The following is a 25,212-nucleotide window of genomic DNA, read 5'->3' as shown; positions in this document are numbered from 1 at the left end:
CTCAAGCGCGGTTCAGGTGTTGGACTCGTGGCGGCCTGGCACGACACGAGGGGGACTCCATGCGGGCGATCTGGTTACGTGAATTCGGCGGTCCCGAGGTGCTGACGCCCGGGCCGGCGCCGGACCCGACGCCCGGCCCCGGCCAGGTGCTGATCGACGTCGCGCACGCGAACATCACCTTCATCGAGACGCAGCTACGCTCCGGTCGACCCGGGCCGTACCAGGTCACCCCACCGCTGATCCCCGGCAACGGCGTCGGTGGGGTGATCGCCGCAGTCGGGTCGGACGTCGACCCGGCGCTGACCGGGCGCCGGGTCGTCAGCGCCACCGGTGGCTCCGGCGGGTACGCCGAACGGGCGGTGGTGGACGCGTCCGCGCCCTTCGAGGTGCCGGCCGGGCTGGCGCTCGACGACGCGGTGGCCCTGCTGGCCGACGGACGGACCGCCACCCTGCTGGTCGAGGCGGCCGGCGTCCAACCCGGCGACCGGGTGCTGGTGGAGGCGGCGGCGGGCGGCGTGGGCAGCCTGCTCGTGCAGCTCGCGGCGCGCGCCGGCGCACGGGTGATCGGTGTGGCCGGCGGCGCACGCAAGGTGGACCTGCTGCCCGGCCTCGGCGCCGACCTGGCGATCGACTACCGCCTCCCAGGCTGGGCCGACCAGGTCCGGCACACGATGGGTGGAGTCGACGTGGTGTTCGACGGCGTCGGCGGGCCGACCGCCCGGACGGCGTTCGAACTGCTGGACCCGGGTGGCCGGATGGTCAGCTTCGGGTTGGCCAGCGGTTCGTGGTCGCCGGTCTCGGCCAAGGACGCCGCAGCCCGCCAGATCACGCTGGTCCGCACCGACGTGCCGCCCGCACGCATGCGGGCGTACACCGATCAGGCGCTCGCGGACGCGGCGGCCAGCCAGCTCCGGCCGCTGATCGGCCAGCGCTTTCCGCTGGAACGCGCCGCCGACGCGCACGCCGCCATCGAGGCGCGCGCGACGGTCGGCAAGACCCTGCTGGACGTGCTCTAGAGGTACATGCCGGTGCGGTGTTCCGACTCGTCGCGCCGGACCGGCTTGTCGCCCTCACCGAAGAACCGCTTGCCACCGAACTCGCCGTGCAGGCGGTCGTCCAGCTCGTCGGCGAGGCCGGTCATCACCTGCACCGCCAGCATGAGGTGCGTGGCCTGGAAGTTGCGGCCGAAGACCGGGATGGACGCCCAGACCGTGTCGTCGGCGCAGTAGAGGCGACCGATCGGCATCCGGTTGGTCAGCTCCGACAGCTTGACGTAGAGCCGTTCGGTCGGCTCGACCTCGGTGAGCACCGGCGAGAAGACGTCCACCAGGGATGGATCGTCCCGCACCCGCACGAAGACCATCGCCGAGCCGGCCCGGATGGTGATGTCGCCGTCCGAGTCGATCTGCAACCGCTCGGCGTCGGACTTCAGCATCGTCGACACGACGGTACGGACGCGATCCGCCAGATCGAGCACGTCGTCCCGCTCGACCTGCGCGGCGGCCGCCTCGGCCAACGCCTCCTGCAGGTCACCCTCGACGTCGGCGTCCGGCCCGAACTCGCTGCGCGCGGTGCCCAGCGGCCCCACAGTCAACGGCTCACCCTCGGCGTCGTGCACCAGGTAGACGAGGAAGGCCGGGTGCGGGGCGCCGTACACGTCGCGCAGCGTGCGGGACACCAGCGGGGCGATCCGACCGGCCTCCGCCGTCGTACCGTCCAGCCCGAACGAGCCGCCGGAGCCGGCCACCACCCCGGGCGGGGACCAGCCCAGCGCCACCATGTCCGCCACCGCGGCACGGTCCAGCCGGTAGCCCTGCGGCAGGGCGGCGTTGCCGACGGCCCGAGCGGAGAGCCCGCCGTCGCCGGTCACGTCGACGCTGATCGAGTAGACGGCGTCCCCCGTACCGGAGGCGGTGGGGTCGAGGGTCAGTTCGAGGTGCGCGCCGGCGGGCAACTCCCGCAGCCGCACGGCGAGCATCCGGGCGAACTCCCGCCACGCCTCCGTCACCTTGGCGCGCAGGTCGGTGGTGCTGGGCTCGTCGAGCAGGATCGACTCCGCCGGCTCGGATGTGCCGTCGGGCTCACCGTCCGGCGCCGAGGGGTGGTCAGCCGTCATGATCGCCTCCGTCCGTCCCGATCACCCTACCCACGCCGTCCGGGCGTCGAATCAGCCCGGACCGGGATCGGACACCACAGTCCTCGCGTCGTGGAGACGGCCTGGTCGCGGGGGCGCGGCGACGGGCGGGTCAGGAGGTGGGTCGTCGGGATCGGCGCCCAACCGGACCGGCCAGTCGGCCGCGAGAGCGCTGAGCCGGGCCGCGGCGTCCGCCGGGTCGGCACCCCTGCCGACAGCCAGTCCGAGCAGGTACGCGGTGACCGGCGCCCCCGGCCGCAACACCTGGTGGGCGACATCGCGGGCGAGGTCCAGCACCGCCGACGCGGGCACCTCGGTCGGGTCCAGACCCACCTCGGCACAGGCTGCCGTGACCCAGTCGTCCAGCACCGTCATCGCACCCACTCCTCCGCCCGGCGTACGTCCTCGTCAGTGTCGCAGTCGAACCAGGGCGGCGGACCGTCACCGGCCCACGGCACCTCCCCGACGGCGAGACCGGCCAGCAGCGCCCGTACCGGAGCACCCGCCAGGTTGCCGACCCGGTCGGCCGCCAGCCGGGCCAGCCCGGCCCGCAGCGCGGCGACACGCCACACCCCGCAGAGCGACTGCCGCCGGCCGTCCGTATCGACGAAGCACACCCCGTCGACCGATCGCTCCCGGTCGAGGTGGGTCAGCAGGTCGCCGATCGCGGCGCGGGTGAGCAGTGGGAGGTCGGCGGCGAGCAGCGCGACAAGCGTCGTGCCGGGATCGAGCAGTGCCAGCCCCGCCGCCGTCGCGGCGACCGGCCCGCCGCCGGGCGGCTCCTCCCGGGTGACCCGCACCCCGTCCGCGACACCGTCACCCGGGCCGACCAGCACGCGCGGCGCGGCATCGTCCACGGCGGCCAGCACCCGGTCACGCATCGACCGGCCACCGACCGGGAGCGCGGGCTTGTCCACCCCGCCCATCCGTCGGGCGGCCCCACCCGCGAGCACCACGGCGGCGTACGTCCCCATCCGGTCACGGTAGCGGGGCCGGATGCCCGGTGCCGGCAAGCGCCGACGGGTGCGTGATGACCGGCGGCCGTGCGGGTGTGCCGGGCCGGGGTGCAGGATGGCGGGATGGGACGGGCGACTGACCGACGGGGCGTACTGCGGATCGACCTGGACGCGGCGGCCGACGGGCGCGCGGCCGTCCGACGGCCGGACACTCTGGCCGTGGAGGAGCCGCTGGAGATCCGGGTCGGTGCGGCGGGCCCGGGCCGGCGAAAGCCGCTCGCCGTCACCATGCGCACCCCCGGCGACGACCTGGACCTGGCGATCGGGTTCCTGCTGACCGAGGGGCTGATCCGGTCCACCGACGACGTGCTGACCGCCCAGCTCTGCGCCGGCGCGGAGACGCCGAACACGTACAACGTGGTGGACGTGGTGCTCGCCCCCGGCGTGCCGGAACCCACCACCGATCCGTCCCGGAACTTCTACACGACCAGTTCCTGCGGTGTGTGCGGCAAGGCGAGCATCGACGCGATCCGGACGCGGTCGCTGTTCGACGTCACGGCGGACCCGCTCACCGTGCCGGCGGCGCTCCTCGCCGAACTGCCCGACCGGTTGCGTGCCGCCCAGCGCGGGTTCGACCGCACCGGCGGGCTGCACGCGGCGGGCCTGTTCACCTCGGCCGGCGAGCTGGTGGTGCTCCGCGAGGACGTGGGCCGGCACAACGCCGTGGACAAGGTGATCGGCTGGGCCGTGCGGGAACGCCGGCTGCCGTTGACCGGGCACCTGCTGCTGGTGTCCGGCCGGGCCAGCTTCGAGCTGACCCAGAAGGCGTGGATGGCGGGCCTGCCGCTGCTGGCCGCGGTGTCCGCGCCGAGCACCCTCGCCGTCGAGCTGGCCGAGGAGGCGGGCATGACGCTTGTCGGCTTCCTGCGCGGCCCGACCATGAACGTCTACGCCGGCCCGCAGCGGATCACGGTCGACCAGCCGGCCTGAACCTCAGCGGCCGGTTCGACCAGGTCCAGCCCTGGTCGCCGGGCCGACCCCCGAGGTGGCCACGGATCCCGCGTCGAGGTGCGGGCTACCGGGCCTGGGCCCAGCCGATGAAACGTTCAGTCAGGCCAGCCGGTGGCGTGCCACCGTGCAGCTCGGTGAGGTGTTCGGTCGCCTCGGCCTGTAGCGCCGTCAGGTGCTCGATCAACTCGTCACGGCGACCGCGGTACTGACCGAGCAGGCGCAGTTTCGCGGCCGAGCAGGGCCAGGCGATCCCGCAGGTGCGGCAGCGCCACGTCGGCTTGAGCAACTGGTGTTCGGTCATCTGACAGCCCGCACCGGGTCACGCCGAGTCGCCTGGCGGCTGGTCGGCCCGGACCTCAGCAGGCCGACCCCTTCGCGGAGCACGAACAGCTCCCGCTTGGCCCGTGCCTCGCCGTTGGGTCCCAGCTCGTACGCCTCGATCCAGGTCCAGCCGTGGTAGGTGTGGCGGTCGGTGAGTTCGCGGATGACCCGGACCGTGATCGGCCGGACGAACTGCGGGCTCGCGGCGCGGGTCAGGCGAACAAGGTCGCCGGCCTTGAGCGGTGGCGGGTTCGTGGGTTTGGGCGGCATGGTCCCCCTCCTCGTTGGGAGGGGCCGCCCCGGAGTGCTCGCCCGCGGGGCGGCCCCGACACGAACGCGACCGCCGGGTCTCGGGGGGTCCCTGCCGGCCGCGCCGTTCGGAAGGAACACTTCCAAGGGTTGTCAGCCGAATACACTGCGTAGCAATATCTCCTGTGGACGTCTGGGACGTACGGGAGGGGTGGCGGATGAACCGCGCAGTCGCCGAGGCGATGTCAGCATCCGGCCTGACGGCGGACAGTCTCGCCGCTGAGATCGGGGTGGATCCGAAGACGGCGGCCAAGTGGGCGAACCCGGGACGGATTCCTCAGACGCGCCACCGGTCGAAGGTCGCGGCGGTCCTCGGCCGCGACGAGATGGACCTGTGGCCCGACCTGTTCAAGCGGCGCGAGCCGGCATGGTTCCGACCCTGGACTGACATCGAGCGCGAGGCCGTCGGGCTGCGATATTACGAATCGGCGGTCGTTCCGGGCCTCCTGCAGACCGAGGCGTACGCCCGCGCCGTGCTGAGCAGCGGGCTCTGGGCCGACGACGACCTCGCGGCGCACGTGGAGACCCGGCTGCGCCGGCAGAACGTCGTCTTCGATCGACCCCGTCCACCGCTGACCGTCTTCGTCATCGACGAGGCGGCGCTACGCCGGGGAAGACCCGACATCATGGCCGAGCAGCTCGATCATCTGATGGTGCTCGCCGAACGGCCGGCCGTGATGATCCATGTGCTTCCCCTGACTGCCGGGCTCCACCCCGGCCAGGCTGGACCGTTCGTCATCGCCAGCACGCCGGACGGCGGCGACGTCGGCTACCTCGACGACCAGGCGGCCGGGCGCCTCAGTAATGACGTTGCTCCACTCTGGGCGGTCTGGGATAGCGTGAGGTCGTTAGCGCTACCGCGAGACCTGACCATCGACCTGATGAGAGCGCGAGCATGGATGACGTGAGCGGCGCCCGTTGGCGCAAGAGCACCCGCAGCAGCTCGAACGGTGGCAACTGCGTGGAGGTGGCCGACAACCTGCCCAGCATCGTGCTCGTCCGCGACACGAAGGACCGGGCCGGCGGCACTCTGGCGTTCCGGCCGGTCGCCTGGGCGAGCTTCGTCGATCTGGTGAAGGAGATCGGCCCGGTCGGCTGAGCCGGTCCGCTGCTGCCGTTGGGCAGCCCTGCCGCCACGCCCATGGTTGATCCGCTCCAGCTCGGCGATATGGGGGCATCCCGACCGCCGGACACCCCAATATCGGCGACCTGGAGCGGACCAATCGGTCGGCCGTCTCTGGCGCACCACGCGCTGCCGACGGCGACGAGGTCCACCGCCGAGCATCAAGCGATCACCTTGTCACCCGTCAGGCCAGGTCGAGGATGCTCCAGTTGGTTGGCAGCACCTTCGCCGCGACCTTGGGCTGCGCGGTCGCGTAGTGCGCCTCGTGTCTGACCGCCGCACGGGCGGCCTGACCGGATGCGATGTCGCCGTCGACGGCGCGGGCCAGCGTGCCCACGACTCGGGCGTCGTCGGGATCGAGCGGCAGCAGGCGTATCACCGGGGCAGTCATCATCAGGCCCAGCAGCGCCGCCTCGATCTCGTCGCCCGCGTCCGCGAATGCGACCGCCAGGCAGGCGGCGGGGATGGCCACCTGCCGCCCCTCATCGGCGACCTCCAGCATCAACTCCCCCACCGAGACATTGCCCTTGAGGTAGGCCGTCAACGCCGACGCGTCGAACACGGCAGCAATCTGATCGCTCATCCGGCGTCTCGCAACATCCGGCGCCCCTCCGCGAGAGCGTCCGGCGGAATGGGGGCCGCCAATCGCTCGCGCCACCGCGCCCGGCCCGCCTCGGTCACCTCGATGCCAGCTCGCCGCAACACCTCGTCGAGGTGCACACGGGCCATCTGGACCCGTACCGCGGCAGTGATGGCGGCCGAGACGTTGGGCTGCTGGTCGAGCCACTCCGCGACGTCGTCGGGGAGGCTTACGGAGCGCTTCACTGTCACATCCGCCAGCCTATCAATTCCAGTAGCACCAGCGGTGCTACCGCGCGCGCGGCGGGACCCGTCAGCGTCGGCCACGTCGGCTCCGCCTGCGGGGGCGCACCACGCCGGGCATCCCTACCGACGGCCAGCCGTCCAGCTCGGAGGGCGGCACACCGCGCCGGAGCAGGTCGTCCAGGAGCAGGGCCAGCGAGTAGTCCGGGTGCAGGCTCAGCGTGCGCTCCAGCGCGACCGCCGCCAGCGCCCCCTGCCCCGCCCGCCAGGCCGCGAAGGCCAGCAACGCGCCCGGCGCGGCGGTCAGCTCCGGCTCGGCCCGGCGCAGCACGTCGGTCCAGAGTGCGATGTCCCGGTCACGACCGTCGGTGCGCTCCCAGGCGTGATCGCGCACCGGCAGGTGACCCAGCAGCAGACTCAACCAGGCCACCTCGTCGTCGTCGAGGCGCTCGCCGCGCCGCTGGCGGCGTTGCGCCTCGCGGACCGCCGCCACCCCGGCGGAGCGCAGCGCCCGCCCTCCGAGCAGGTCGCTGGCGGGCGCCTGCTCGACCAGCTCGACCAGTCGCCGTTGCGCCCGCACGGTGGCCGCGTGCAGCGCGTCGCGGACCGGGCCGTCCACCGGCGCCACCTGCGCCACCAGGGCCGCCCGGTCGGGGAGGGCGACCTGACCGGCGAACACGGCCGACGCGGTCACCGGGTTGGCCGTCGGGTCGTAGCGCCGGCCCTCGGGCGGGCAGCAGTCGGCCTCGGTGCACAGGTACGACCACCACCGGCCGTCGGTCACCCGCAGCGCGTCGAGCACGTCCAGGCCGGCGCCGGTCAGGGCGGCGCGTACGGCGTCCACGCTCGGCGTCACCCGGTCGGGTGGTCCGTAGCCCACGACGGTGGCCGCGTCGGCGCCCTGTCGAGAGATCACTCCGGCCAGGTGTCGGGCACGGTCGACCGCGTCCGTGGACGGTTCGGGCAGGTCGGCGCGGGCGGCGAAGATGATCTGCCGGCCGCGCAGCGCGACCGCGACCACGCTGTCGGCGGGATGGAAGCCGAGCAGGTACGGCACGGCGGCGATCAGGTCGGCGGGCGAGCGGACGGAGAGCTTCGCGCGTTCGGTCGAGGTCATGCAGGAAGGCTGCGTCCGGCCTGCGGAGGCTTCCAGACCCTGTGGATGACACGCAGCTTATCCACAGTTACCGAACGTATTGCCGCAGGTGGACGCGTTCTGATGTGCGCACACGACACCGCCGTGTCATGGGCGGCGGCTACCGTGCGCTGATGGACCTGGCGTACCTGCGCGCTCATCCGGCACACCTGCCGACGTTCCGGACCCATCAGCGACTCCGCGAGACGCCGGTCGCCGGGGGAGACATCTGCGCCGCCGCCCGCCTCACCCTGGACGACGGTCACTCGGTCTTCGCCAAGTCCTGGCCGGAGCGGGCCGACCGGCCGGTGCCCGAGGGCTTCTTCGCCGCCGAGGCCGCCGGGCTGCGCTGGCTGCGGGAGGCCGACGCGATAGGCGTACCCGAGGTGATCGTGGCGTTGCCCGACCTGCTGGCGCTCGACTGGGTGGAGCCCGGCGAGCCGACGCCGGCGGCTGCCGAACGCCTCGGTCGGGAGCTGGCGGCCCTGCACCGGGCCGGCGCACCGACCTTCGGTGCGGAGTGGGCCGGCTTCATCGGGGCGCTCGGGCAGGACAACACGCCCGACGACGGTCCCTGGTCGACGTGGTTCGCGCGACGCCGGCTCGCCCCCTACCTGCGGCTGTCGGTCGACGGCGGTGCGCTCAGCAGCGCCGACGCCGCGCTGGTCGAGCAGGTGATCGGCCGGGTCGACGAGTTCGGCGGGGACGAGCCGCCCTCCCGCATCCACGGCGACCTGTGGCCGGGCAACGTGCTGTGGGGCGTCGACGAGCGGGCCTGGCTGATCGACCCGGCGGCGCACGGCGGCCACCGCGAGACCGACCTCGCCCAACTGGCGCTGTTCGGCGGCGTCGCGCACACCGATCGGGTGCTTGCCGCCTACCGGGAGAGCTGGCCGCTGGCCGACGGTTGGCGCGACCGGGTGCCGCTGCACCAACTGCACCTGCTGCTCGTGCACACCGCGCTGTTCGGCGCGGGTTACCGCGATGCGGTCATCGAACTCGCCCGAGCCGCCCTGGGCAGCGTCGAGCGCGCTACGGTCGACCGGTGAGTGTCGCCCCACGAACCGACGGCGTCCTCGTCGACCGGTACGGCCGGGTCGCACGGGATCTGCGCGTGTCCCTCACCGACAAGTGCAACCTGCGGTGTACGTACTGCATGCCGGCCGAGGGGCTGCCCTGGTTGGCCGGGCCGGAGCTGCTCACCGACGAGGAGATCATCCGGCTGGTCCGGGTGGCCGTCGAGCGGCTCGGTGTGACCGAGGTGCGGTTCACCGGTGGGGAGCCGCTGATCCGGCCCGGGCTGCTCGGCATCGTGGCAGCGGTCGCCGCGCTCGACCCCCGCCCACGGGTCTCGCTCACCACGAACGGCATCGGCCTGGACCGGTTGGCGCCCGCGCTGCGTACGGCCGGCCTGGACCGGGTGAACGTCTCGCTGGACACGCTGGACCCGGCCCGGTTCACCCAGCTCACCCGCCGTCCCCGCCTCGACGCGGTGCTGGCGGGGCTCGCCGGGGCGGCTGCCGCCGGGCTCAACCCCGTGAAGATCAACTCTGTGTTGATGCGCGGTGTCAACGAGGACGAGGCGCCGGCCCTGCTCCGCTTCGCGCTCGACCACGGCTACCAGCTGCGGATCATCGAGCAGATGCCGCTGGACGCGCAGCACGGCTGGGACCGCAGCACGATGGTCACCGCCGAGGAGATCCTGACCTCCCTGCGTACCCGTTTCGATCTCAGCCCTGACCCGGCCGAACGCGGCGCGGCACCGGCGGAGACCTGGCTGGTCGACGGCGGCCCGGCCCGGGTCGGCGTGATCGCCAGCGTGACCCGGCCCTTCTGCGGCGACTGCGACCGCACCCGGCTGACAGCTGACGGCCAGATCCGCGCCTGCCTGTTCGCCACCGAGGAATCCGACCTGCGGGCGGCGCTGCGCGGCGGCGCGACCGACGACGAGGTGGCACAGCGGTGGCGCACCGCGATGTGGGGCAAGCGCGCCGGGCACGGCATCGACGACCCCACCTTCCTCCAGCCGACCCGGCCGATGTCCGCGATCGGGGGCTGACCCGTGCAGCCGAGACCGCTGACCGTCCGCTACTTCGCCGGCGCGCGCGCCGCAGCCGGCCGCGCCGAGGAGGTCACCGCCGCAGGCCGGTCACTCGACGACCTCACCACCGAACTGGCCCAGCGGCACGGTGACCGGCTCGCCGCCGTGCTGCGGGTGGCCAGTTTCCTCGTGGACGGCGTCGCCTGTCATGATCGTCGGGCACCCCTGCCGGGCGGGGCCACGATCGATGTCCTGCCCCCGTTCGCGGGCGGCTGAGGGGGGCGCACACATGTTGGCGGTTCTGGGGTTCATGGGCGTCCTGGCGCTGGTCACCGGCCTGATCCATCTCTACCTCTGGAAGCGTCTCATCCGGGACACCACCACGCCGGGTCGCTGGCGGCGGGTCGGCGGGATCGTCGCCCTGGTGCTGGCGGTGCTCGTGCCGGCCACCCTCGTCGGCACGCAGGCCGGCCTGTACTGGCTCGCCTGGCCCGGCTACCTGTGGCTCGCGGTGATGTTCTACCTGCTGGTCACGCTCGTCGTGCTGGAAGTGCCGATGCTTGTCGTCCGGCTGGTGCTGCGCCGCCGGGTGACCGCCGCCGAGCCGACCACCGCCGCGCCCGAGCCGGTTCTCGTCGGGGCCGCCGGGCCCGCCGATCCGCCGGCCACCGGCGCCGTCGCGACACCGGACCACGACCCGGCCCGCCGTCTGCTGCTGGCCCGCGGAGCCGCCATCTTCGCCGGCCTCACCGCCACCGGCATCACGGGGTACGGCGTCCGCACGGCACTCGGCCCGCCCCAACTCGACCGGGTGCAGATCCCCCTGCGCAAACTCCCGCGCAGCATGGACGGCCTGCGCATCGCCACCGTCTCGGACATCCACCTCGGCCCGCTGCGCGGGCGGGCGCACACCGAGCGGATCGTCGCCGCGATCAACCGTCTCGACGCGGACCTGGTCGCGGTCGTCGGTGACCTGGTCGACGGCTCGGTCGCCGAACTGGGGCCGGCCGCCGCGCCGCTTCGCGACCTGCGCTCCCGGTACGGCAACTTCTTCGTCACCGGCAACCATGAGTACTACTCCGGCGTGGAGGAGTGGGTCCAGGAGGTGGACCGTCTCGGCCTACGGGTGCTGCAGAACCGTCGACAGGAGATCCAGGCCCGGGGCGGTGTGCTCGACCTGGCCGGCGTGAACGACCTGAACGCGGACCCGGCGGGCACCGGCCTCGCCGCCGGTCCGGACTTCGCCGCCGCCCTCGGTGACCGCGATCCGAGCCGCCCGGTCGTCCTGCTCGCCCACCAGCCCCTCGCCGCGAAGCAGGCGGCCAGCTACGGCGTCGACCTGCAGCTCTCCGGGCACACCCACGGCGGGCAGGTGGTGCCGTTCAACCTGGTCGTCAAGCTTCAGCAGCCGGTGGTCAGCGGCCTCGGCGAGGTCGACGGCACGAAGGTCTACGTGACCAACGGCGCCGGTTTCTGGGGCCCGCCGGTGCGGGTGGGCGCCAAGCCGCAGATCAGCCTCGTGGAGCTGCGCTCGGCATAGCGGACGTCACGTCCGCGCGTGGCGGAAGGCGGGCCGCGCGGCGGGCGTGACAGGATGCGGCGTGCCCCCGTTCAGCGCCGTACCCCCCGGTGGCCGTTCGCCCTTCGTCGCGGACCTGCACATCCACTCGAAGTATTCGCGCGCGTGCAGCCGTGACCTGACGTTGCCGACCCTCGGCTGGTGGGCGCGGCGCAAGGGCATCGCCCTGCTCGGCACCGGCGACTTCACCCACCCCGCCTGGTACGACCACCTGACCGAGACGCTGCGCCCGGCCGAGCCCGGGCTCTACCGGCTCGCCCCGGAGGCGGAGCGCGACATCGCCCGCCGGCTGCCGCCGCGACTCGCCGGCACTACCGACGCCGACGCGGTCCGGTTCATGCTGAGCGTGGAGATCTCCACCATCTACAAGCGGGACGACCGGACCCGCAAGGTGCACCACCTCATCTACCTCCCCGATCTGGAAGCGGTGGCCCGGTTCAACACCGCGCTCGGCCGGATCGGCAACCTCGGCTCCGACGGCCGGCCGATCCTCGGCCTGGACTCGCGGGATCTGCTGGAGATCACCCTGGAGGCGAGCCCGGACGGTTATCTCGTCCCGGCGCACATCTGGACGCCGTGGTTCTCGGCGCTCGGCTCGAAGTCCGGCTTCGACGCGATCGCCGACTGTTACGCCGACCTGGCCGAGCACATCTTCGCCGTGGAGACCGGCCTCTCGTCCGACCCGGCGATGAACTGGCGCGTCGGCAGCCTGGACGGCTACCAACTGGTCTCCAACTCGGACGCGCACTCGCCGCCGGCCCTGGGCCGGGAGGCCACCGTGCTGACCGCCGAGCGGGACTACTTCGCCGTCCGGGAGGCGCTGCGCACCGGTGACGGCCTGGCCGGCACCATCGAGTTCTTCCCGGAGGAGGGCAAGTACCACGCGGACGGGCACCGGCTCTGCGGGGTCAACTGGTCCCCGGAGCGGACCCGGGCCGCCGGAGGGCTCTGCCCCGAGTGCGGCAAGCCGCTCACCGTGGGCGTGCTCAGCCGCATCGAGGAGCTGGCCGACCGACCCGACGGGCACCGCCCGGCGCACGCCCGGGACGTCACCCATCTGGTGCCGCTCGCCGAGATCCTTGGTGAGATCAACAAGGTGGGCGCCCGGTCGAAGAAGGTCGAGGGGAAACTCAACGACCTGCTCGCCGCGCTCGGCCCCGAGTTGGAGATCCTGACCACGACGCCGTTGTCCGACATCGCGCAGGCCGGCGGTGACGTGCTCGCGGAGGGCATCGGGCGGCTGCGGCGTGGCGACGTACGCCGGGTGCCGGGTTACGACGGCGAGTACGGCGTGATCACCCTGTTCGACCCGGCGGAGCTGGGCACGGGCGCGGGCACGGCACAGGAGACGCTGTTCGACGTACCCGTGCCGGCGCAGCGGCAACCCGCGGAGCCGGCGGCCAGGGCCACGGCCAAGCGCCCGGCGGCGGCCAAGGCGGAACCGAAGCGCAAGCCGGCCCCGGCGCCCGCGCCGCCGATCGCGTCGCCACCGTCACCGCACGAGCCGTTCGAGCCGATGCTCTCCGGTATGGAGGAGGTCGGCACCGGCCTGCTGGACCGGCTGGACGCCATGCAAAGGGTGGCGGCATCCGCGCCCGGCGGGCCACTGCTCATCGTGGCCGGTCCGGGCACCGGCAAGACCCGGACGCTGACCCACCGGATCGCGTACCTGTGCGCGGAGCTGAACGTCTTTCCCGAGCACTGCCTCGCGATCACGTTCACCCGACGGGCGGCCGAGGAGCTGCGGCACCGCCTCGACGGTCTGCTCGGCCCGGTCGCCGAGGACGTCACCGTGGGCACGTTCCACGCGCTGGGGTTAACCATCCTGCGGGAGAACGCCGACGCGGCGGGCCTGCCGGCCGGTTTCCGGATCGCCGATGACGCCGAGCGGGCGGCGGCGCGGTCGGAGGCCGGCGACGACACAGCCGCCTACACGGCGCTGCTGCGCAAGCAGGACCTGGTCGACCTGGACGAGCTGGTGAGCCTCCCGGTGGAGCTGCTGCGGGCCGACCGGAAGCTGGTCGAGCGGTACCGGGACCGCTGGCGGTGGATCTTCGTCGACGAGTACCAGGACGTCGACGAGGTGCAGTACGAGCTGCTGCGCCTGCTCAGCCCCGCCGACGGCAACCTCTGCGCGATCGGTGACCCGGATCAGGCGATCTACTCGTTCCGGGGTGCCGACGTCGGCTACTTCCTGCGCTTCTCCGAGGACTTCACGGACGCCCGGCTGGTCCGGCTCAACCGCAACTACCGCTCGTCCGCGCCCATCCTGGCCGCCGCCGTGCAGGCCATCGCGCCGTCCTCGCTGGTGCGGGGCCGGCGGCTGGACCCGGCCCGACTCGACCCGGAAGCCCCACTGGTCGGGCGGTACCCGGCGGCGTCGGTTGCCGAGGAGGCCGACTTCGTGGTGCGTACCGTCGACGAGCTGGTCGGCGGCCTGTCCCACCGTTCCCTGGACTCGGGCCGGATCGACGGCCGGACCACCTCGCTCTCGTTCTCCGACATCGCCGTGCTGTACCGCACCGACGCGCAGGCCGCCCCGATCGTGGACGCCCTGACCCGGGCCAACATCCCGGTGCAGAAGCGCTCGCACGACCGGCTGCGGGACCGGCCCGGCGTGGCGGCCATCGCCCGCGAGCTGCGGCACGCCGACGGGCTGGCCGGCTCGCTGGCCGCCCGGGTGCGCCTGGCCGGCCAGGTGGTCGCCGAGCGTTTCGCGGTGCCCACCCTGGACGGCGCCGGCAGCACGGTCCGCCCCGACGACGTCCGCTCGGCGGTGGACCTGCTGACCCCGCTGGCCCGCCGCTGCGGCGACGACCTGGAGGCGTTCCTGTCGCAGTTGGCCACCGGCGCGGAGGTGGACGCGCTCGACCCGCGTGCCGAGGCGGTCACCCTGCTCACCCTGCACGCCGCGAAGGGCCTGGAGTTCCCGGTGGTCTTCCTGGTCGGCGTCGAGGACGGGCTGCTGCCGCTGCGCTGGCCGGGCTCGACGCCCGACGAGGACGCGGTAGCCGAGGAACGCCGGCTCTTCTTCGTCGGCCTGACTCGGGCGCAGGACCGGCTGTACGTCAGCCACGCCGCCCGCCGGACCCGGCACGGCACCGAACGTGACTGCGCACCCTCGCCGTTCCTGGGCACGATCGACCCGGGCCTGTTCGAGCGGTTCGGCGAAACCGAGCCGCGCCGCCCGAAGGACCGCCAGCTCCGGTTGATCTGAGCGAGCCACCGCCCGCGCGACAGTGACCTGGGGTCAGCTCACGAGCGCGGCCAGCCACGTGCCCGCCAGCAGGGCCGGGCCCAGGGGCAGCAGGGTTTCGCGGCGGACCTTGCGCGCCGCCAGCAGGCCGAGGACCAGGATCCCGTGCAGCAGATGTGGCAGGAGCAGCCCGGTGAGCAGGGCGTCGCGGCCCAGCCAGCCCAGTGGCAACCCGAGGACGGCGGCGAGTTTCACGTCCCCGAAGCCGAGCCGGGATCCCGGCAGCAGGGCCAGCAGCACGTGCGCCGCGCCGGAAACCGCCGCACCGACAAGCGCGCCGACCAACCGCCCGGGAGTGCCGGCCAGCAGGGCCGCGCCGGTCAGGCCACCGAGGGCCAGCAGGCCGGCCGCCGCGACCATCGGGTCGGGTAACCGCAGACAGGCCAGGTCGACCACGGCCAGCACCAACCCCACCGCCGCCACCGCGAGGAGGACCGGCAGCGCCGGATCGTCACCCTGGGCGACGGCGAGCCCCAGGAACACCGCGGCCGCCAACGGCGGACCGAGCCAGGCCCGCGCGTCGCGTCGAGGCCGCGGCGGCAGGGTGGTGAAGCGCCGCGCCACCGGGGGTACGACGAGCCCGACCACCCCGCCGAGCAACACCACCCCCACCAGCACCGCTGCCGACATCTGCCGGACGCTACCGGCGGTCGCCCGACCGCGCCGTCCCCGATCGCGGTTCCGCGCCTGTCCGGCGCGAGCGTTCCGCGCCCGTCCGGCGCGAGCGTTCCGCGCCCGTTCAGCGCGAGCGTTCCGCGCCCGTCCGGCGGGGACGTTCCGTGCTCACCACAAGCGCCACCCCGGCGACGATGACCGCCCCGCCGAGCAGCACCCGCGGGGTGATCGGCTCGGCCACCAGCAGCGCCCCGAGCGCCACCGCGACCGCCGGATTCACGTAGGCATACGTCGAGACCAGCGAGATCGGCGCGTTCTGCAGCAGCCAGACGTACGCGGTGAAGGCCACCAGCGAGCCGGCCACCATGAGATAGCCCAACGCCAGCCAGGACCGGGTGCTCACCGCCGCCGGGTGGAACTCGCTCAGCTCGCCCCGGCCGGCGGCGACAACTGCCAGCGCCACCGCGCCGGCCACCATCTGGTACGCAGTGCCGACGAACGGGTCGGCGGGCACCCCGATCCGTCCGGACAGGAACGACCCGACCGACCACGCGACGGCTCCCGCCACCACCGTCAGCGCGCCGACCAGCGGCACCGCGTCCGCGCTGCCGGCGGGCAGCACCAGCAGGACCAGGCCGACGAAGCCGAACGTGACCCCCGCGAACGTCCAGACTCCAGGCCGGTCGCCGGTGGCGGAGCGCAGCAGGACCACGAGCAGCGGCACGGTCGCCACCAGCAGCGCCGCGATCCCGGACGGCACCGCCACCCCGGGCGGCCCGGACTCGGCGAGCACCACCAGGCCGTTGCCGCCGGCGAGCAGGAGCACACCGACCAGCGCGGCGGAGCCGAGCTGCCGACGCTGCACGCGAAGCGCGCCCGGCCCTCGGCGCAACCGCAGCACCACCGCCAGCACGACGCCGGCGACGGCGAACCGCAGGGCGGCCGACAGCAGCGGCGGCATCGTCTCCACCGCGACCCGGATGGCCAGATAGGTCGAACCCCACAGCAGGTAGACCACGATCAACGCGGTCCAGACCAGGGTGGGCGCGGCGGCGGCGCGGCGGCCGGGCAGGGCGGCGGCGCTCGGTGAAGATGAGCTCATCGGTGGACCACGCTACGGTGACCTCGGAGTCGGCGTCGCGCATTGGTGGCCGGCCTCTCACCACTCGTGCAGGAGGGCGGCATGACGAACTACGGACCACCGGGTGAGGGCTTCCGAGGCCCGTGGCGTGGGCAACGGCCCGACGAGACGCCCGGCCGGCCGCCGCAGCAGCCCTACCCGTCCGGCCCGGAGCCCTACCCGCCGACGGTTGCGTCCTACCCGCCCGCCCCTGCGGAGCGCCCCGGGTCCTACGGCGACGGTCCGTACGGCGGCGAACCGGCGAGGCCCTACGGTGGCGGCCCCTCGTACGGCGGCGAGCGCGGGGCACCGTACGGGGCTGAGCCGTCCGGTGCGCCCTACGGCGGCGGACGGTACGGCGGGGAGACCGAGGCGCCGTACGGTGGCGCGTACCGGCCGGCCGAGGCGCATCCCCCGTACGGCGGGGAGCCGTACCGGCCCGACGACGGCCCGTACGGCGGTGACCCCGCACCCGTCCCGCCCCGACGCGGCAGAGGGCCGCTGATCGCTGTGGTGGCCGTCGTGGTGGTGCTGGCGCTGGCCGGTGGCGGCGCGTACTGGTTTCTCGGCCGGTCCGATGACCCTGCCGCTCCGGTGGCCGCGCCGACCGGTTCGGCAGGTGTCGGGGCGCCGAGCGCGGCCGGGACCGAGCCGGCCGAGCCGGTGCCGAGCGCTGCCGCGCCGGAGTCGTCGGCCGACCCGCGGTTCGTCAAGGTCGGCCAGTGTGTGCGCAACGACGGAACGGCCGGCGGCAAGCCCAAGCTGCTGATCAGCGGCTGCACGGCGAAGTCGTACGAGGTGCTGCGCCGGATCGACGGCGCGACCAGTGGCGAACGCGACGCCGAGGCGAAGTGCGCCAAGGTCGAGGGCTACACCAACTGGTACTTCTTCGACAGCGAGCTGGACACCCTCGACTTCGTCCTCTGCCTGAAGCAGCGCTGACCACCCACCCCTGGGGATGAGATGACGACCAACGGACCATCGGGTGCCGGGCAGCCGGACGACCCGTACCAACGCCCGCCGATCGGGCCCGACGGCCCGTCCCCGGTCGACCCGACCGTCCCCCAGTGGGGCACGCCGCCACCGCAGCCACCGCAGTGGGACGCGCCGCCGCCGCAGCCGGCGCAGTGGGGTCCGCCGCCGCAGCCGGCGCAGTGGGGCCCGCCGCCGCAGCCCTCGGAATGGGACGCACCGCCGGGGCCGTTCCCACCCGCCGGGCCCGGCCCCGGCCAGCCGGCGGCGCCGTGGCCTGCGCAGGCGCCCGGCGGGTACCCGATGCCGCCCGCCCCGCCGGTGAAGAGGAACGGCGGCAAGATCGCCCTCATCGTCGCGCTGGTGGTCCTGCTCGTGGTCTGCCCGTGCCTCGGCCTCTTCGGCTGGGCGGCGTTGAAGGCCGCCGACAGCGACAGCGACTCTGCCGCGCCAGCTCCGTCGCTGAGCGTCCCCGTCGTCCCGCCGGGTCTGCCCAGCGACGCCCCGAGCCCCGTCCTGCCGTCCCCGGACGAGGAGGAGTTCGCCAAGGGGGACTGCGTGGTCAACGACGGCAGCGAGGACGACGCGGACCTGCGCAAGGTGCCGTGCGGCCCGAACACCTACCAGGTGCTGCTGCGTATCCCGGCGACCACTGACGGGGACCGGTGCGCGACGCTCGCGCCGCAGGCGACCGCGAACTACGTGCACGACAACGCGATCGACGTGTTCGATTACGTGCTCTGCCTGAAGAAGCGGTAATCCTCACGGAAACTAGGGCTGTCTAGCGTGGACGCTAGACAGCCCTAGTTTTGTCTCGACGGTCGCAACACGCCGGTAGCCTCATCTATCCATATCTAGCTTCGCAGCTAGAGGGCCCGATACTCTGCGATGCGTGGATCCGGTCCGCAATCCGTACGCCCCCGGCGCCGGGCAGCGCCCGCCCGAACTCGCCGGGCGGGGGCGGGAGCTGGACGTCTTCGACATCGTGCTGGAACGCATCGCCCGCGGGCGTCCCGAACGCAGCCTCATGCTCACCGGTCTGCGCGGCGTCGGTAAGACGGTCCTGCTCAACACCCTGCGTTCCCAGGCGATCAACCGACTCTGGGGCAGCGGCAAGATCGAGGCCCGGCCAGACCAGTCACTGCGCCGGCCGGTCGCCGCCGCGTTGCACATGGCGATCCGCGAACTCGCCCCCCGGCACCGCGCTCCGGACCGGATCGACGCCTTCCTCGGGGTGCTCAGGGCGTTCGCCCAGCGGTCCACACCGACCGGCCGCGCCGGGGCGCCGTCGAAGCTGCGCGACCGGTGGCAACCCGGCATCGACGTGCCCGCCGCCAGTGGCCGGGCCGACTCCGGCGACATCGAGATCGACCTGGTCGAGCTGTTCACCGACGCCGCCGCCGTGGCCAGTGACGTGGGCACCGGCGTCGCGCTCTTCATCGACGAGATGCAGGACCTCGGCCCGGAGGACGTCTCCGCGCTCTGCGCCGCCTGCCACGAGCTGTCCCAGATCGGCGCCCCGCTGATCGTCGTCGGCGCCGGGCTGCCGCACCTGCCGGCCGTGCTGAGCGCCGCGAAGTCGTACTCGGAACGGCTCTTCCGCTACCAGCGCATCGACCGGCTCGATCGGATCGCCGCCGACCAGGCGCTCTGCGCGCCGGCCGAACGCGAGGAGGTGGAGTACGAGCAGAAGGCGCTCGACCTGCTCTACGAGAAGTCCGGTGGCTACCCGTACTTCGTCCAGGCGTACGGGAAGGCGACCTGGGATCATGCGCCACGGTCACCGATCACCGCCGCCGACGTCCGGGTCGCCGCCCCCGAGGCCGAGGCCGAGTTGGCGGTCGGCTTCTTCGGCTCCCGGTTCGAGCGGGCCACCCCGGCCGAGCGCGAGTACATGCGGGCGATGGCCACGCTGTCCCTGGTGGAGGGCGAGTCCGGTGCCGCGCCCCGCGACGACATGGACGCCGCGGTGCCCACCTCCGAGATCGCCCGCGCTCTCGGCCGGAAACCGGCCAGCCTGTCCCCGGCCCGCGACGCGCTGATCAAGAAGGGGCTCATCTACTCCGGTGAACGGGGCACGGTGGCCTTCACCGTTCCGCACTTCGGCCGGTACCTGCGCACCCAGCCAACCTGACCGCCGCGCCCGCAGAGGCGTTCAGACCCTCGACCAGGGTGCCGGGAAGACCACCTCGCCGCGCGGCGGCGGACCCTCCTCACTGGTGGCCGGCGGCAGCACCAGCGCCTGCCAGGGCTCCCCGAGCCCGGCCCACGGGCTGGTGAGGCCCAGCTCCGCGGCCGGCCCGAAGCCGAAGCGGCGATAGAAGGCCGGGGCACCGAGGACCACGACCACCCGCTCGCTCAGCTCGGTGGCGGCGTCCAGAGCGGCCTGCACCACGGCGCTGCCGTGCCCGACCCGCTGCCGGTGCGGTGCGACCGCCACCGGCCCGAGCGCCAGGGCGGGCGCGACGGCACCGCGATCGGGTCGCACCCGCACCCGGGTGAGCAGCGAGTATCCGACCACCTCGCCGCCGTACTCGGCAACCATTGCCAGCTCGGGCAGCCAGGCGTCGGTGCCGCGCAGGTCATCGACCAGCCCCACCTCCGGCGGCGTCTGCACCTCCGGGCGGGCGAACGCCGAGGCCAGCACCCGACGCACCGGGCCGGCGTCGGCCGGGCCTTCGGGGCGGAGCCGCAGCGTCGTCACCCGCGCGACGTTACCCGTGACGGCCTGTCCATCAGCGATGGTCGCTCGAATCGGCGTGGCGTACGTGCACACCGACCGATCCGGATCCGGCGGTTGCCGGGGTAGCAAACGCCCCGACGGGGTATGACTGATCCATGACGCCCGTACGCTCCCTCGCCCGCGCCATGCTGAGCGGCATCTTCGTGGTCAGCGGGTACCGCAACTTCCGCAACCCCCACCGGCTCGCGGAGACCGCCAAGCCGGTCACCGACCGGGTCGCGCCGCTCCTGCAGAAGGCGCACCCGAACTTCCCCACCGAGACCGAGACGTTGATCCGCCTCAACGCGGCGGTGCAGGTCGGTGCCGGGCTGATGCTGGCCACCGGGCGGTTCAGCCGGCCCGCCGCGCTGGTCCTCGCCGGGACGCTGGTGCCGGTGACCCTCGCCGGGCACCCGTTCTGGAACAACGACGACCCGATCGCCAAGAACAACAACGAGATACACACCCTGAAGAATCTCGGGCTCTTCGGCGGCCTCCTGCTCGCCGCCGCCGACACCGGTGGCAAACCGGGCATCCGCTGGCGTACGGGTCACCGCATCGGCCACTCTCGACGTTCCATGCAGCGCGCCGTCCGCACCGCCCGCCGCGAGGCCCGGATCGCCGTCCGGTCCGCGGCCACCGCGCGTCGACTCCCCGGCTGACCTGCCTCGATCTGCGTCGGTGTCACCCCCACCCCCCGCTAAGGCCACGAATTACCTGAACCACCCGGTAGGCGTTAACGCGGTGGAAATGTCAAAAACATGTGTGGGATCGGACACGGTCGCATAACGCGGGAGGCACTGACGTGAGGCGCCGTTCTAGGCTCCGTGCAGGACCTGGACGGGTAGGACGACCTTGGTACGGGGGTGGCCACGCCATGCCGACGACTGTCGGTAGACGGGCGGACCGCCTCGCCCCAGTTCAACGCATGACGCGGGGGATCGATCGCAGGAACGTCGTACGGGGCGCCATCGTGGCCGCCGTCGCCTATGCCGCATGGCTCGCCATCGGTGAGTTCGGGCGACCGTACAACTTCTTCGACATGAAGATCTACCACGGTGCGGTGGTGTGGTGGGCGAGCGGTCATGAGCTCTACGAGTTCATCGCGCCCGGCACCACGCTCGGCTTCACCTACCCACCGTTCGCCGGGCTCGTCATGCTGCCCATGGCGCAGCTGCCGATCGACGCGGCGGGGATGGTCAACGCCCTCGCCAGCATCGCGGCGCTGACGCTGGTGCTGGCCGGCCTGCTACGCCCCATCGTGGACCGGCTGGCCTGGCCACTGTGGTTCACCGTGGCGCTGGCGGTGCCGCTCGCGCTCGCCATCGAGCCCAGCCGGGAGACGCTCGGCTACGGCCAGGTCAACCTCCTGCTGTTCGCACTGATCATGGCGGATCTGATCGGGCTGCGGTGGCGCTCGCGCCGAGGCACCCACTACGCCGCGACCGACGGCCCGCTGCTGCGCTTCCTCTACGGTGGCGCCTGGGCGGGCGCCGGCATCGGCCTGGCCACGGCGGTGAAGCTCACCCCCGCGCTGTTCATCGCCTACCTGCTGATCACCCGCCAGTGGCGGGTGGCGGCCACCGCGATCGGCACCACTATCGGCGTGACGATCGGGACCTTCGCGATCGTCGGCGACGAGTCGCGGACGTACTTCGGCAGCGTGCTCTGGCAGACCGAACGGGTCGGCGCCGCCGACATGACGCCGAACCAGTCGCTCGCCGGCCTGCTGGCCCGGCTGTACGACTCGATCGAGACCCCCGGGCTGCTCTGGCTCGCCTTCTCGGTGCTGATCCTGGCGGTGGGTCTGTCCCGGGCCGCCAGCTCCCGCGCCGACGGTGACGAGCTGACCGCGTTCACGCTGGTCGGCCTGACCGCCAACGTGATCAGCCCGATCTCCTGGACGCACCACCTCGTCTGGGTGATCCCGGCGATCATCGTGCTGGCCGACGCCGCCATCCGTCGACGGGAGGCGAGCAGGGGTCTGGGGCAGCGTACCGGTCAGGGCGCGGCGTTCGGTGGCCTGAGCGGGCTCAACGGTCTTCGCCCGCCGATCTGGTATCCGACGCTTACCGGGTTCCGGCACGGTGTCGCCGCCCTCGGCCTCTACCTGCTCTTCCTGATCTCCCCCATCTGGCCGTACGAGCACCAACTGCCGGAGGTGTCGCACTACCAGGACGGCTTGTTCGGGGCGCTGATGGAGAACTCGCTGGCCCTCGCGCTGATCGTGCTGGTCGCGGCGCTGCCCTGGCGGCCCGGCGCCGAGCCGGCGTTCTACGGCGAACGGCTCGGCCGAGCCGTGGCGGTCAACGGCCGCCGCTGAGCGGTCAGGGGCAGTTGACCCATTCCTCGGTGCCGTCGGCGAAGACCTGCCGTTTCCAGATCGGCAGCCGGGCCTTGGCCTCGTCGACGAGCCGGGCGCAGGCCGCGAAGGCCGCGGCGCGGTGCGCGGTGCTCACCGCGGCGACCAGCGCCACGTCACCGATGGCCAGCGGCCCGACGCGGTGCGAGACGGCCACCGCGTAGACGTCGGAGTCGGCGGCGATCTCGGCGGCCACCTCGCGCAGCACCTGCGCGGCGCTCGGGTGCCCCTCGTACTCCAGGCTCACCACCGGACGCCCGTGGTCGTGGTCGCGGACGACGCCCTGGAACGAGACGACCGCGCCGGCCCGGCGCTCGGCGACCGCCGCCTCGTGCGCGGCGAGGTCGAGGGGCTGGTCGGTGACCTCGACGACGGTGATCGCCGGCGCGGTCACGACGCCCGCTCCCCGGGCAGCAGTGGCAACGGCACGATCGGCACCCGATCGCCCTGCGCACCGTTGGTGCCCGGTCGGATGACGGCGAACCCGTCAGCGCCCGCGAGACCGCGCAGCATCGCCGACCCGACGTGCCGCACCGGGTGCGCGGTGCCGGCCGCCCGGTCCAGGCGGACCAGCGCCAGATGGGTGTGGTCGCCGCGCCCGGGCACCGCCTCGGCCAGTGTGGCGTGGGGCAACACCGGCATCGAACGACCCTGGAGCCCGGCGAGCAGCGGCGCGACCAGGGACACCAGCGCGACGATTGCGGACTGCGGGTTGCCCGGCAGGCCGGCGACGAACCGGACCCGTCCGTCGTGATCGGCCAGCCGGGCCAGCAGCATCGGGAAACCGGGCCGGACCGCCACCGTGTTGACCACGTAGTCGGCGCCCAGCGCCTCCAGGGTCGGATGCAGGTGGTCGACCGGGCCGTGCATCGTGCCACCTGTGGTGCAGACCAGGTCGGCGTTGGTCAGCGCCGCGCGCACCGCCGCCACGTGCGCGGGCAGCGTGTCGGCCACCGGGCCCACCATGTCCGAGGGGCGGACGTGGCAGCCGTAGCGACGTAGCCACGCGGGCACCGCCGGGCCCAGCGCGTCGCGCACCCGGCCCGCACCAGGCGGTCCGGCCGTGAGCAACTCGTCACCGAAGACCAGCAGCGCGGCACGCGGCGCCCGCCGGACCCGCAGCGTGTCGTGCCCGCAGGAGGCGGCCAGGCCGATCACCGCCGGGTCGACAGGCGTGCCGACCGGCAGAAGCTCCTCATCGGCGTACGCCTCCTCGCCCGGCTGCCGCCACTCCGGCGTTGGCCGGGGCGTGCCGCTGACCAGGCCGTCCGTGACGGTGGACTCCTCGATGCGCAGCACGGCGGAGGCGCCCTCGGGGACCATGGCCCCGGTCGCGATCTCGACTGTCGTGCCGTCCTCGGTGAGTGGCGCGGGGGTGTTGCCGGCCAGCACACGCCCGACGACGCGCCACGGCCCGCCGCCGCGCACCGCCCAGCCGTCCACGCTGGAGGTGGGGAACGCGGGCAGGTCGGTGCGGGTGGTCAACGGCTCGGCCAGGGTCAGCCCGTCGGTGTCGACCAGCGGTCGGGCGACGGCGGGCAGCGCGGCGGCCAGACCGACCGCGTACACCCGGGACCGCGCCTCCTCCCACCCTGCCGGTGGGGGCGCGACGACCCGGTCCGCGGTTGGTGCGGCTTTCGTGCTCATCGACCGAGCCTATCGGGGCGGACCGACGTCCGTCGGGCCTGGGCGCGGACGGGCGGTGGGCGCCGGCGGACCGATCAGTGGTCGCCGCCGCGAAGTTGGTCGACGGCGTGGCCGAGGATCGGCCCGAGCACTGCCAACCCGTCCCGGGCGCCGCCGGTCGAGCCGGGCAGGTTGACCACCAGCATCCGGCCGGCCACCCCGGCCAGGCCCCGGGACAGGGCCGAGGTGGGCACCCGCTCGCGACTGTGCGACCGGATCGCCTCGGCGATGCCGGGGATCTCGTAGTCCAGCAGAGCGCGGGTCACGTCCGGCGTCCGGTCGGACGGGGTGATCCCGGTGCCGCCGCTGGTCAGCACCACGTCGACGCCGTCGTTGAGGGCGGCCCGCAGGGCGGCGCCGACCGGTTCGCCGTCGGGCACCACGACCGGCTCGTCGACCTGACAGCCCAACTCGCGCAGACCCGAGACGAGCAGCGGGCCGCTGGTGTCGGCGTAGACACCGGCGGCGGCCCGGTTGGACGCGACGATCACCCGGGCCCGGATCACGGCCGGTCCTCCGGCCGGATCCACTCGCCGGTCTTGCCGCCCTCCTTGCGCAGCACCCGGACCGCCTCGACCGACGCCGCCGGATCAACTGCCTTGACCATGTCGATCAGGGCCAGGCCGGCGACCGCGACAGCGGTGAGCGCCTCCATCTCGACGCCCGTCCGGTCCGCCGTGCGGGCGGTGGCGGTGATCTCCACCGTGTCCGCGGTCAACCGCAGGTCGACTGTGACACCGTGCAGGGCGATCGGGTGGCAGAGCGGGATCAGATCCGGAGTGCGCTTGGCCCCCATGATGCCGGCGAGCCGACCGACCGCCAGCGCGTCACCCTTGGGCAACCCGTCGCGGTGCAGCAGGTCGACAACCTCGGGCGTGGTGCGCAGACGGCCCGCCGCGACGGCCACCCGGCCCGTCACCGGCTTGGCGGAGACATCGACCATGCGGGCCGCGCCGGCACGGTCGACGTGGCTGAGCTGCGCGGGTTCGGTCACGGCCGTGAGCCTATCGGTGCGGTACGACGCATCGGCGCTCGGAAGGGGCGGCGG

The 25,212-nt window shown here is 73.4% G+C and carries 28 protein-coding genes and 1 pseudogene; 14 read left to right on the top strand and 15 right to left on the bottom strand.

What is annotated here, in order from left to right; translation table 11 throughout:
• Positions 1-59 precede the first annotated feature (59 nt).
• Positions 60-1,016 carry a zinc-binding dehydrogenase gene (locus tag AB0B39_RS07545; RefSeq protein WP_357573748.1) on the top strand — a complete coding sequence of 319 codons (957 nt, stop codon included), beginning with the start codon at positions 60-62 and terminating at the stop codon, positions 1,014-1,016.
• On the opposite strand, the gene AB0B39_RS07540 is transcribed toward AB0B39_RS07545, so the two are convergent.
• The 3 genes from AB0B39_RS07540 to AB0B39_RS07530 are packed head-to-tail and all read right to left on the bottom strand — an operon-like array spanning position 1,013 to position 3,108.
• Positions 1,013-2,116 carry a hypothetical protein gene (locus AB0B39_RS07540; RefSeq protein WP_357573747.1) on the bottom strand — a complete coding sequence of 368 codons (1,104 nt, stop codon included), beginning with the start codon at positions 2,114-2,116 and terminating at the stop codon, positions 1,013-1,015. The two genes, AB0B39_RS07545 and AB0B39_RS07540, sit on opposite strands and share 4 nt — an antisense overlap.
• A gap of 51 nt (positions 2,117-2,167) precedes the next feature.
• Positions 2,168-2,509: a DUF6457 domain-containing protein gene (locus AB0B39_RS07535; RefSeq protein WP_357573746.1), complete on the bottom strand. Its 342-nt coding sequence runs from the start codon at positions 2,507-2,509 to the stop codon at positions 2,168-2,170.
• The gene (locus AB0B39_RS07530; protein ID WP_357573745.1) at positions 2,506-3,108 is read right to left on the bottom strand and encodes an NTP transferase domain-containing protein; all 603 of its coding nucleotides are present in this window, start codon (positions 3,106-3,108) and stop codon (positions 2,506-2,508) included. Before AB0B39_RS07530 ends, AB0B39_RS07535 begins: the two co-directional genes overlap by 4 nt.
• Positions 3,109-3,213: 105 nt before the next feature.
• Between AB0B39_RS07530 and fdhD the strand changes: the two genes are divergently transcribed.
• Positions 3,214-4,080, top strand: coding sequence for a formate dehydrogenase accessory sulfurtransferase FdhD (fdhD, locus tag AB0B39_RS07525; RefSeq protein WP_357573744.1), 867 nt, complete (start codon positions 3,214-3,216; stop codon positions 4,078-4,080).
• Positions 4,081-4,165: 85 nt separating this feature from the next.
• Here the strand turns inward: fdhD and AB0B39_RS07520 are convergent, their stop codons facing one another.
• The gene (locus AB0B39_RS07520; protein WP_234582657.1) at positions 4,166-4,402 is read right to left on the bottom strand and encodes a flavin reductase; all 237 of its coding nucleotides are present in this window, start codon (positions 4,400-4,402) and stop codon (positions 4,166-4,168) included.
• On the bottom strand, positions 4,399-4,692 hold the full coding sequence (locus AB0B39_RS07515) for a hypothetical protein (protein ID WP_357573743.1): 294 nt from the start codon (positions 4,690-4,692) through the stop codon (positions 4,399-4,401). The genes AB0B39_RS07520 and AB0B39_RS07515 overlap by 4 nt, the downstream gene beginning before the upstream one ends.
• A 197-nt stretch (positions 4,693-4,889) precedes the next feature.
• Between AB0B39_RS07515 and AB0B39_RS07510 the strand changes: the two genes are divergently transcribed.
• A complete protein-coding gene (locus tag AB0B39_RS07510) occupies positions 4,890-5,639 on the top strand; it encodes a DUF5753 domain-containing protein (RefSeq protein ID WP_357573793.1) in 750 nt (249 codons plus the stop codon).
• A complete protein-coding gene (locus AB0B39_RS07505) occupies positions 5,636-5,830 on the top strand; it encodes a DUF397 domain-containing protein (RefSeq protein WP_357573742.1) in 195 nt (64 codons plus the stop codon). Before AB0B39_RS07510 ends, AB0B39_RS07505 begins: the two co-directional genes overlap by 4 nt.
• 208 nt (positions 5,831-6,038) lie before the next feature.
• Here AB0B39_RS07505 and AB0B39_RS07500 read toward each other — a convergent pair whose 3' ends face one another.
• The 3 genes from AB0B39_RS07500 to AB0B39_RS07490 form a co-directional block, all read right to left on the bottom strand.
• Positions 6,039-6,437 carry a hypothetical protein gene (locus AB0B39_RS07500; RefSeq protein ID WP_357573741.1) on the bottom strand — a complete coding sequence of 133 codons (399 nt, stop codon included), beginning with the start codon at positions 6,435-6,437 and terminating at the stop codon, positions 6,039-6,041.
• Complete coding sequence (locus AB0B39_RS07495) at positions 6,434-6,685, bottom strand: hypothetical protein (RefSeq protein WP_357573740.1); 252 nt, start codon at positions 6,683-6,685, stop codon at positions 6,434-6,436. The genes AB0B39_RS07500 and AB0B39_RS07495 overlap by 4 nt, the downstream gene beginning before the upstream one ends.
• 61 nt (positions 6,686-6,746) lie before the next feature.
• Positions 6,747-7,793, bottom strand: coding sequence for a DUF4192 domain-containing protein (locus AB0B39_RS07490; protein WP_357573739.1), 1,047 nt, complete (start codon positions 7,791-7,793; stop codon positions 6,747-6,749).
• A gap of 152 nt (positions 7,794-7,945) precedes the next feature.
• Between AB0B39_RS07490 and AB0B39_RS07485 the strand changes: the two genes are divergently transcribed.
• From AB0B39_RS07485 to AB0B39_RS07465, 5 genes are all read left to right on the top strand, one after another.
• Complete coding sequence (locus AB0B39_RS07485; protein ID WP_357573738.1) at positions 7,946-8,860, top strand: fructosamine kinase family protein; 915 nt, start codon at positions 7,946-7,948, stop codon at positions 8,858-8,860.
• Positions 8,857-9,870 carry a GTP 3',8-cyclase MoaA gene (gene moaA, locus AB0B39_RS07480; RefSeq protein ID WP_357573737.1) on the top strand — a complete coding sequence of 338 codons (1,014 nt, stop codon included), beginning with the start codon at positions 8,857-8,859 and terminating at the stop codon, positions 9,868-9,870. The genes AB0B39_RS07485 and moaA overlap by 4 nt, the downstream gene beginning before the upstream one ends.
• Before the next feature lie 3 nt (positions 9,871-9,873).
• Positions 9,874-10,128, top strand: a complete 255-nt coding sequence (locus AB0B39_RS07475) for a MoaD/ThiS family protein (protein WP_234582666.1) — start codon at positions 9,874-9,876, stop codon at positions 10,126-10,128.
• 13 nt (positions 10,129-10,141) lie between these two features.
• Positions 10,142-11,392, top strand: coding sequence for a metallophosphoesterase (locus tag AB0B39_RS07470; RefSeq protein WP_357573736.1), 1,251 nt, complete (start codon positions 10,142-10,144; stop codon positions 11,390-11,392).
• A gap of 61 nt (positions 11,393-11,453) precedes the next feature.
• On the top strand, positions 11,454-14,648 hold the full coding sequence (locus AB0B39_RS07465) for a UvrD-helicase domain-containing protein (RefSeq protein ID WP_357573735.1): 3,195 nt from the start codon (positions 11,454-11,456) through the stop codon (positions 14,646-14,648).
• Between the two features lie 33 nt (positions 14,649-14,681).
• On the opposite strand, the gene AB0B39_RS07460 is transcribed toward AB0B39_RS07465, so the two are convergent.
• Positions 14,682-15,317 carry a prepilin peptidase gene (locus AB0B39_RS07460; RefSeq protein ID WP_357573734.1) on the bottom strand — a complete coding sequence of 212 codons (636 nt, stop codon included), beginning with the start codon at positions 15,315-15,317 and terminating at the stop codon, positions 14,682-14,684.
• A gap of 109 nt (positions 15,318-15,426) precedes the next feature.
• Positions 15,427-16,404 carry an EamA family transporter gene (locus AB0B39_RS07455; protein ID WP_357573733.1) on the bottom strand — a complete coding sequence of 326 codons (978 nt, stop codon included), beginning with the start codon at positions 16,402-16,404 and terminating at the stop codon, positions 15,427-15,429.
• A 489-nt stretch (positions 16,405-16,893) separates the two neighbouring features.
• On the opposite strand from AB0B39_RS07455, the pseudogene AB0B39_RS07450 reads away from it, so the two are divergent.
• The 3 genes and pseudogenes from AB0B39_RS07450 to AB0B39_RS07440 all read left to right on the top strand — a co-directional run.
• Positions 16,894-17,364 (top strand): annotated as a pseudogene (locus AB0B39_RS07450) (flagellar basal body protein FliL); the annotation flags it as partial.
• Between the two features lie 333 nt (positions 17,365-17,697).
• Entirely contained in the window at positions 17,698-18,153 is a 456-nt protein-coding gene (locus AB0B39_RS07445) for a hypothetical protein (protein ID WP_357573792.1), read from the top strand.
• Between the two features lie 133 nt (positions 18,154-18,286).
• Positions 18,287-19,528 (top strand): ATP-binding protein, encoded by a 1,242-nt coding sequence (locus AB0B39_RS07440; protein ID WP_357573732.1) that lies wholly within the window; start codon positions 18,287-18,289, stop codon positions 19,526-19,528.
• 21 nt (positions 19,529-19,549) lie between these two features.
• Here the strand turns inward: AB0B39_RS07440 and AB0B39_RS07435 are convergent, their stop codons facing one another.
• Positions 19,550-20,098: an N-acetyltransferase gene (locus AB0B39_RS07435; protein ID WP_357573731.1), complete on the bottom strand. Its 549-nt coding sequence runs from the start codon at positions 20,096-20,098 to the stop codon at positions 19,550-19,552.
• Positions 20,099-20,232: 134 nt separating this feature from the next.
• Here AB0B39_RS07435 and AB0B39_RS07430 point away from each other — a divergent pair, with 134 nt between their 5' ends.
• Together AB0B39_RS07430 and AB0B39_RS07425 are read left to right on the top strand one after the other, a co-directional pair.
• A complete protein-coding gene (locus AB0B39_RS07430; protein ID WP_234582674.1) occupies positions 20,233-20,778 on the top strand; it encodes a DoxX family protein in 546 nt (181 codons plus the stop codon).
• A gap of 215 nt (positions 20,779-20,993) precedes the next feature.
• Positions 20,994-22,439 (top strand): glycosyltransferase 87 family protein, encoded by a 1,446-nt coding sequence (locus AB0B39_RS07425; RefSeq protein WP_357573730.1) that lies wholly within the window; start codon positions 20,994-20,996, stop codon positions 22,437-22,439.
• A gap of 4 nt (positions 22,440-22,443) precedes the next feature.
• Here AB0B39_RS07425 and AB0B39_RS07420 read toward each other — a convergent pair whose 3' ends face one another.
• From AB0B39_RS07420 to moaC, 4 genes are all read right to left on the bottom strand, one after another.
• Positions 22,444-22,872 (bottom strand): molybdenum cofactor biosynthesis protein MoaE, encoded by a 429-nt coding sequence (locus AB0B39_RS07420; RefSeq protein ID WP_357573729.1) that lies wholly within the window; start codon positions 22,870-22,872, stop codon positions 22,444-22,446.
• The gene (locus AB0B39_RS07415; RefSeq protein ID WP_357573728.1) at positions 22,869-24,125 is read right to left on the bottom strand and encodes a molybdopterin molybdotransferase MoeA; all 1,257 of its coding nucleotides are present in this window, start codon (positions 24,123-24,125) and stop codon (positions 22,869-22,871) included. Before AB0B39_RS07415 ends, AB0B39_RS07420 begins: the two co-directional genes overlap by 4 nt.
• A gap of 74 nt (positions 24,126-24,199) precedes the next feature.
• The gene (locus AB0B39_RS07410) at positions 24,200-24,670 is read right to left on the bottom strand and encodes a MogA/MoaB family molybdenum cofactor biosynthesis protein (protein WP_357573727.1); all 471 of its coding nucleotides are present in this window, start codon (positions 24,668-24,670) and stop codon (positions 24,200-24,202) included.
• Positions 24,667-25,158 (bottom strand): cyclic pyranopterin monophosphate synthase MoaC, encoded by a 492-nt coding sequence (gene moaC / locus AB0B39_RS07405; RefSeq protein ID WP_234582679.1) that lies wholly within the window; start codon positions 25,156-25,158, stop codon positions 24,667-24,669. Before moaC ends, AB0B39_RS07410 begins: the two co-directional genes overlap by 4 nt.
• Positions 25,159-25,212: the final 54 nt, after the last annotated feature.

Origin of the sequence: Micromonospora sp. NPDC049114 (assembly GCF_040648635.1) — a bacterium.
GTDB lineage: Bacteria > Actinomycetota > Actinomycetes > Mycobacteriales > Micromonosporaceae > Micromonospora.
This window is presented reverse-complemented; position numbering and strand designations above follow the sequence as displayed.

Excerpts from the sequence above, each read along its gene's own strand:
- AB0B39_RS07545 (WP_357573748.1), top strand. The coding sequence starts at position 60 with ATGCGGGCGATCTGGTTACGTGAATTCGGCGGTCCCGAGGTGCTGACG.
- AB0B39_RS07540 (WP_357573747.1), bottom strand. The coding sequence starts at position 2,116 with ATGACGGCTGACCACCCCTCGGCGCCGGACGGTGAGCCCGACGGCACA.
- AB0B39_RS07535 (WP_357573746.1), bottom strand. The coding sequence starts at position 2,509 with ATGACGGTGCTGGACGACTGGGTCACGGCAGCCTGTGCCGAGGTGGGT.
- AB0B39_RS07530 (WP_357573745.1), bottom strand. The coding sequence starts at position 3,108 with ATGGGGACGTACGCCGCCGTGGTGCTCGCGGGTGGGGCCGCCCGACGG.
- fdhD (WP_357573744.1), top strand. The coding sequence starts at position 3,214 with ATGGGACGGGCGACTGACCGACGGGGCGTACTGCGGATCGACCTGGAC.
- AB0B39_RS07520 (WP_234582657.1), bottom strand. The coding sequence starts at position 4,402 with ATGACCGAACACCAGTTGCTCAAGCCGACGTGGCGCTGCCGCACCTGC.
- AB0B39_RS07515 (WP_357573743.1), bottom strand. The coding sequence starts at position 4,692 with ATGCCGCCCAAACCCACGAACCCGCCACCGCTCAAGGCCGGCGACCTT.
- AB0B39_RS07510 (WP_357573793.1), top strand. The coding sequence starts at position 4,890 with ATGAACCGCGCAGTCGCCGAGGCGATGTCAGCATCCGGCCTGACGGCG.
- AB0B39_RS07500 (WP_357573741.1), bottom strand. The coding sequence starts at position 6,437 with ATGAGCGATCAGATTGCTGCCGTGTTCGACGCGTCGGCGTTGACGGCC.
- AB0B39_RS07490 (WP_357573739.1), bottom strand. The coding sequence starts at position 7,793 with ATGACCTCGACCGAACGCGCGAAGCTCTCCGTCCGCTCGCCCGCCGAC.
- AB0B39_RS07485 (WP_357573738.1), top strand. The coding sequence starts at position 7,946 with ATGGACCTGGCGTACCTGCGCGCTCATCCGGCACACCTGCCGACGTTC.
- AB0B39_RS07470 (WP_357573736.1), top strand. The coding sequence starts at position 10,142 with ATGTTGGCGGTTCTGGGGTTCATGGGCGTCCTGGCGCTGGTCACCGGC.
- AB0B39_RS07460 (WP_357573734.1), bottom strand. The coding sequence starts at position 15,317 with ATGTCGGCAGCGGTGCTGGTGGGGGTGGTGTTGCTCGGCGGGGTGGTC.
- AB0B39_RS07455 (WP_357573733.1), bottom strand. The coding sequence starts at position 16,404 with ATGAGCTCATCTTCACCGAGCGCCGCCGCCCTGCCCGGCCGCCGCGCC.
- AB0B39_RS07445 (WP_357573792.1), top strand. The coding sequence starts at position 17,698 with ATGCCGCCCGCCCCGCCGGTGAAGAGGAACGGCGGCAAGATCGCCCTC.
- AB0B39_RS07430 (WP_234582674.1), top strand. The coding sequence starts at position 20,233 with ATGACGCCCGTACGCTCCCTCGCCCGCGCCATGCTGAGCGGCATCTTC.
- AB0B39_RS07425 (WP_357573730.1), top strand. The coding sequence starts at position 20,994 with ATGCCGACGACTGTCGGTAGACGGGCGGACCGCCTCGCCCCAGTTCAA.
- AB0B39_RS07415 (WP_357573728.1), bottom strand. The coding sequence starts at position 24,125 with ATGAGCACGAAAGCCGCACCAACCGCGGACCGGGTCGTCGCGCCCCCA.